This window comes from Collimonas sp., from assembly GCF_044339385.1.
Classification (GTDB): domain Bacteria; phylum Pseudomonadota; class Gammaproteobacteria; order Burkholderiales; family Burkholderiaceae_D; genus Collimonas.
The window spans coordinates 1-6,316 of record NZ_JBIIVN010000155.1 but is presented as its reverse complement, the minus strand read 5'-3'; the positions used below and the strand labels follow the sequence as shown (position 1 = coordinate 6,316).

Here is a 6,316-nt window from a genome sequence, read left to right as displayed (position 1 = left end):
CTGGAAGGGAGCACTTAACCGCTTCACTATCCAGTTTGAAGAACGGATGAAGCCGAATTAAACGAAATTCCGTTTACACAAAATCCAGCACACCCTCGCTCGATCGCCTGCAAGGTATCCGCACACAAAATGCGATCCGCTATGACTCGCCAAATATGGCAGGCCTCAAGGGTAGCCTGATCTATGGCTTCGGCGAACAGGCAGGTCAAAACTCTGCTGGCCAGTCCTTCGGTGCCGGCGCCACCTACGACAACGGTCCATTGGGAGCTTACATCGGTTACTACCAGTCGAAATTCGGCGCGAACCCTAGCGATACCCTGATTTCTGGCATCGCTGCCGCCAGCGGCCTGATGCCAGCGGCTCTGCCAGGCGCCAGTCTTGACGGCACCACAGTCAACAAAACACTCAGTCTGGGTGCAAGTTATCAAGCCGGTCCTGCACGCTTGTACGGCAACTACTCGCGCGTCAATGTTCCTGAACTGTTCAAGCAAAACGTGTTCGAACTGGGCGTAGACTATGCTGTAACGGAACCGTTGCATTTGTTAGCGGCAGTCCAGCAAAGCAACATGAAGATCGAAGGCGACACCCGTAAACCAAAGGTCACGCAATTGAACCTGGGGGTAAACTATCACCTGTCCAAGCGCACCGATCTCTATACGCTGGCATCGTATGCAACCGGTAAATACGGTGCCTATGTCGGTGACATCAAGGCCCCGGCTTTGCAGAACAGTGAAGGCAATAGCAACCAGACCGCGGTTGCTATTGGTATCCGCCACAAGTTCTAAGTCACAACTTGCATGGGGGCTACATGCCAGCCAAGCTCCCCGGTTCAGACGCATTAATTCTTGATCGGGAAGAAAAATTATCGGTATGTAGCCCGAGAATGATCGGAAATAAGAAATTTTGAAGTACATTGCGAACATCAGTATAAGTATTGGGCAGGCTTAAAACGCAAAGCTTTGCCGCGGTGGTAGCGCCGAGCGCCAGCTTGCGCAACCGCAAATAACTTCTCATCCCCTCACCACCCCCTCCGCTCATCGGCAACGCAAAGCCCGGCCAAACTTAGCCTGGCCTGCGTTCGTCCGCACCAAATGTCACATAAATACAACACAATTAACATTACTCCCCAATTTCGACCAATTTATAACCTCACAGCAAACCAAACCGCAGGCATGGACAGCGAGAGCCCTTAATGTTCATCCATCCGGCAAGATGTACGGATCCTCAAGACAGTTTTCTCAATAAAGGATGTCAAATGAAGAAATCACTAATCGCACTGGCCGTACTCGGCGCAATCGCAGGTGCAGCACAAGCTCAAAGCTCCGTAACCATCTACGGTATCGTTGATACCGGCATCACTTACGCGAACAAGGTTTCGACTGCAAATGCCGGTCCAAACGGCACATCGTCCGCTAACGGCAGCAAATTCAGCGTTGACTCCGGCGTTATCCAAGGTTCGCGTCTGGGTTTCAAGGGCGTTGAAGATCTGGGCGGCGGTCTGAAGGCTCTGTTCCAATTGGAAGCTGGTTTCCGCAATGACACTGGCGCTCTGCAAAGCGACACTGGTTCGACAACTCTGTTCCGTCGTAAATCGGTTGTCGGTCTGGGCGGCGACTTCGGTTCCGTGCTGCTGGGTCGTCAAACTGACGTCCTGGGCGACGTGAGCCAATGGACTTCGGTTCAAGACTTCGGCGGCGTGACTGGCGCAGTTGGCCACAATCTGGACCGTTTGGAAGGTACACGTACCAACAATTCGATCCGCTACAACACTCCTAACGTAGCCGGTTTCACCGGTAGCCTGATCTATGGTTTCGGCGAAACGGCTGGTCAGACATCGAGCGGCCAATCGTTCGGTCTGGGCGGTCAGTACGCCAACGGCCCACTGGGTCTGTACGCTGCTTACCACCAATCGAAGAAGGGTACTACTCCTAGCGACGTTTCCCTGGTTAACAGCGCGCCAAATTTCGTCGGCAACCCAGGCGATACAGCTCTGAAGGTATTCTCGTTGGGCGCTAGCTACCAAGCCGGCCCAGCACGTCTGTACGGTAACTGGTCGCGCGCCAAGCGGCCACTGGCTAGCGCATGGAACGGCACAGCAGCTCTGTCGGCCGCTTCAGGTACTCCTAACTTCTACAGCGTTGGTTCGATCAACAACAGCAAAGCTGACATCTTCGAACTGGGCGTTAACTACGCTGTGACTGCTCCTCTGCACCTGTTGGCCGCAGTTCAGTACAACAAGCTGACTTTCGTTCCTGACACCTCGGCTCTGAACAACACAGGTAAGCTGATCCAGTACAACCTGGGTACAGACTACTTCTTGTCTAAGCGTACCGACCTGTATGCATTCGCTTCGTTCCTGCAAGCCAAGAACGCAGTTAATCCAGGCGTTGAAGGTAGCGGCACTGGCGCAGCAAACAACCAAACAGCAGTTACTGTTGGTATCCGCCACAAGTTCTAATTTAAGCTGACCGGATCCGCAGCAGTGCGCGGGTGAGGTTGCTTGACCTGGAATGTGAAAGACCCGCATGGGAAACCATGTGGGTCTTTTTTATTGTATCGTCTGATCGTGTTGATACCAGAGGAGATTCAAGGTTGTCAGTCGACACGCTAGCGGTGTACTCTTGATTATTCTCGGTTACTCAAACTCAAACTCAAACTCTGTTACTCAGCTCGATGAGTCAAATTTAGTCAAATCCTTTCATCATCCACACACCACATGACCAGCCATCTTGATCCCGATACTGTCGCCCGATATCTGATCGACTCGCCACATTTTTTTGAAGAACACGCAGAACTGCTGGCTAAGATCAGGCTCAGCAGCCCTCTGCTGGGGCGGGCCATATCGTTACAGGAACGGCAAATGGCAGTATTGCGCGAAAAAATAAAGGTCCAAGATTTGCGGCTTGCCGAGATGGTCCGCAATGCCCAAGAAAACGATATGACCACGCACAAGCTGCATAACTGGACACGCAGCCTGCTGCTGGCGCGCAACGATGCCGATCTGCCGCATACGCTGATCGAGGCACTACGCAGCACTTTCGCCGTACCACAGGCGACGTTACGCCTCTGGGGTGTTGCCGCATGTTATGCGCACACCTGGGTTGCCGTACCTGCATCAGAGGATGCCAGGATTTTTGCTAACGGACTGAGCATGCCGTTTTGCGGCAGCAATAATGATTTCAAGGCAGCGTCGTGGCTGGAGCCGGGCGTCGAGTCGATCGCTATGCTGCCGTTACGAAACGACTCGACAACCTTCGGCCTGCTGGTGCTGGCCTCGCCCGACCCGCAACGCTTCAGCGCCGATATGGCAACCGACTTTCTGGTACAGATTGGCCAGACGAGCAGTGCTGCGTTGACCTGCTTACTCGAATAATCATCTTGTCCTGACACCGTGAGCGCTACCATTAACCAAGGATATCTGCCCGCCTATCTCGATAGGCTGGCTGGTCAACGTCAGTTGTCGCCGCACACGATCAGCAATTACGCGCGCGACCTCAGTGAATTGGCGGGCCTGCTGCAAGGGCTTGGCGAAGATTGGAACTATGCCACCGTCACGCACGTCCAGATCCGCAAGTTTGCCGCGCAATTGCACTCGCGTGGTTTAAGCCCGAGTTCGATTGCCCGCAAGTTGTCGGCCTGGCGCGGCTTTTTTGCATGGCTGGCAGAGCAAACCACGGTCGATAGCAATCCGGTCGATGGCGTCAAAGCACCGAAGCGCGCCAAGTCATTGCCGAAAGCCCTGGCGGCAGACGATGCAATCCACCTGGTCGCCAGCGGCAACCCGCTGGTCGAAGCAGGATCAAGCATCGCCTTGTGCAACCAGGCGATGTTCGAATTACTTTACTCCAGCGGCCTGCGCGTCTCCGAACTGGCAGGATTGGATTGGCGTTACACGCGTCAGGACGGCTACGAATCGGCGGGCTGGATCGATTTTGATACGGCAGAGGTGACCGTGACCGGCAAAGGCAGCAAGAAGCGCAGCGTGCCGGTAGGGAAACCAGCATTACAGGCGATTGCAGCGTGGCTGCCGCAGCGGCAAACACTGCTCAAAGCTGATCTGGGTAGCGATATTTACGCATTGTTCCTGACCGAACGCGGCACTCGCATGTCGCCGCGAGTGATGCAACTGCGTCTGAAGCATCATGCGCAATCGCTCGGCATGGCCAGCAATGTACACCCACATGTGCTGCGCCACTCGTTCGCCTCTCACATGCTGCAAGGTTCAGGCGATTTGCGCGCGGTGCAGGAGCTGCTGGGACACGCGTCGATTGCCGCCACGCAGGTCTACACCGCGCTGGATTTCCAGCGCCTGGCTCAGGTCTATGACTCAGCCCACCCGCGCGCAAGAAAAATTCCGGATAAATGATCGCCATTCCTTGCCAGACGCCCGCCGCCTCGCACACGCGCCGAGTATCGTGTGGCACTGGCCGGAAGCGCGGATCGCGAATTGCATCAAATATGCAACTGAATTGCATTTTGCGGCATAATTGAAGTTCTACCTTTCATCATTGCAGCCATGAACCCAAGCTCAAAATCCAAATCTGCCAGCGTCCGCGCTGCACCTGCAGCCGCGGACGGCCCTGATCGACACGCGGCAGCATTGGCGGAAGCACAACTACGCGAGGTCGCCGTGCGTATTACCCCGGCTCGCACCAAAGTACTTGCTACGCTGTTGGAGGCGCGCTGTGCTTCCTCGCATCAAGACATGCAAGACCAATTCGTTGATATGGATCGGGTGACCCTGTATCGCGCACTCGATTGCCTGACAGATGCCGGCCTGGCCCACAAGATCGCTGGCGATGATCGCGTGTTCCGCTATAGCGCCGGCACCGAGCACAGCGATAGCCGCCATCACGGCAATTCAGAGCAGGCGCAGCACCAGCACGGGCACTTCAAATGCACGCGCTGCGCCAAGGTGTTTTGCCTGGACGGCAGCGGCGACGCCAATTTTCTCGATAGCGTACTGGCTGCAGGCAACAGCCACGACCACAGCAGCCCCGCGGCGCTACGTAAGCAATTGCAGCAGACTCTGCAAAACACCTTGGGCAATGGCTTTCAGGGCCATGAGATCGAACTGACCATCAAAGGCTGGTGCGCCGACTGCGTTCACTAATCCACCGGCGGCACTCAGATCGTCGAACCGCTACGACTCCTTCTTCGTTTTTCTTTTTCCGGAATAAGACTATGGCACTGATCCCGACCACCATACTCACCGGCTTTCTCGGCGCCGGCAAAACCACCTTGCTCAACCGTATCCTGCAACAGCAGCACGGCCACAAGATTGCTGTCATTGAAAACGAGTTCGGTCAGGGAAATATCGATAATGAAATCTTGGTGCAGGACAGCAGCGAGCAGATCGTTGAAATGAATAACGGTTGCATCTGCTGCACCGTGCGCGGCGACCTGATCGTCGCATTGAGCACGCTGGCGCGCCGCCGCACGGCAGGCGAACTCAACTTCGACCGGGTGATCATCGAAACCACCGGTATGGCCAATCCTGGCCCGGTGGCGCAAACCTTCTTCGTCGACGACGAAGTGGCGATGCATTTCATGCTGGATGCGATTGTCACCGTGGTCGACGCCAAGCATGCGATGGCGCAGCTCGATCAGCAAGAAGAAGCGCAGCGCCAGGTTGGTTTTGCCGACAAGCTGCTGCTATCCAAAACCGACCTGGTCGGAGCCGCAGAAGTCGCCGCCCTGACAACGCGTCTGAAACGCATCAATCCGCGCGCGCCGATCATTACGCTTGACCCGCAGCACACGCCGATTGAAGAAATCCTGGATATCCGCGGCTTCAACCTGAACGCCAAACTGGAGATCGATCCTGATTTTTTGGCGACCGAGGAACGCGCGCACGCTCACAGCGGCGACGATTGCGATCATCCGTCTCATCACCACGAGGGTTAGAGCGAGGGCCATCATCATGACCACCATCATGCGCATCACGACGATGACATTGCGGCTTTTGTTTTCAAAAGTGCGAGGCCTTTCGATACCGCCCGTCTCGACGAATTCCTGGGTGGCCTGGTGCAAGTCTACGGACCGCGCATGTTGCGCTACAAAGGCGTATTGTGGATGGATGGGGCAGACCGCAAAGTGGTATTTCAGGGCGTACATCAGATCATGGGCAGCGATGTCGGCGCCAGGTGGGACGCAAATGAGACACGCGGCAGCAAAATGGTCTTTATTGGGGAGAATAGGGGAAGCGGAAAAAATCGTACGTTAAGGATTTCCCCGCGTCCGTAGCGGTCGAAATTGCCCCTCGTCGACCTTCCGGTTCTGGCGCCAAACGTAATCGCCGGTCAGGTTGATGTGC

At 55.5% G+C, this 6,316-nt stretch carries 5 protein-coding genes and 1 pseudogene; all 6 read left to right on the top strand.

Annotation, left to right across the window (positions count from 1 at the left end; all coding sequences use genetic code 11):
* Window positions 1-56: 56 nt before the first annotated feature.
* The 6 genes and pseudogenes from ACIQ0R_RS10615 (at window position 57) to ACIQ0R_RS10590 (ending at window position 6,246) form a co-directional block, all read left to right on the top strand.
* A complete protein-coding gene (locus ACIQ0R_RS10615) occupies window positions 57-785 on the top strand; it encodes a porin (protein WP_395827022.1) in 729 nt (242 codons plus the stop codon).
* Between the two features lie 470 nt (window positions 786-1,255).
* Window positions 1,256-2,458, top strand: coding sequence for a porin (locus tag ACIQ0R_RS10610; protein ID WP_395827019.1), 1,203 nt, complete (start codon window positions 1,256-1,258; stop codon window positions 2,456-2,458).
* Window positions 2,459-2,716: 258 nt separating this feature from the next.
* The gene (locus tag ACIQ0R_RS10605) at window positions 2,717-3,373 is read left to right on the top strand and encodes a DUF484 family protein (protein ID WP_395827015.1); all 657 of its coding nucleotides are present in this window, start codon (window positions 2,717-2,719) and stop codon (window positions 3,371-3,373) included.
* An 18-nt stretch (window positions 3,374-3,391) separates the two neighbouring features.
* A complete protein-coding gene (xerC, locus tag ACIQ0R_RS10600; protein ID WP_395827012.1) occupies window positions 3,392-4,366 on the top strand; it encodes a tyrosine recombinase XerC in 975 nt (324 codons plus the stop codon).
* 150 nt (window positions 4,367-4,516) lie between these two features.
* Window positions 4,517-5,113, top strand: coding sequence for a Fur family transcriptional regulator (locus ACIQ0R_RS10595; RefSeq protein ID WP_395827009.1), 597 nt, complete (start codon window positions 4,517-4,519; stop codon window positions 5,111-5,113).
* Between the two features lie 71 nt (window positions 5,114-5,184).
* Window positions 5,185-6,246, top strand: a pseudogene (locus ACIQ0R_RS10590) (CobW family GTP-binding protein).
* Window positions 6,247-6,316 lie beyond the last annotated feature (70 nt).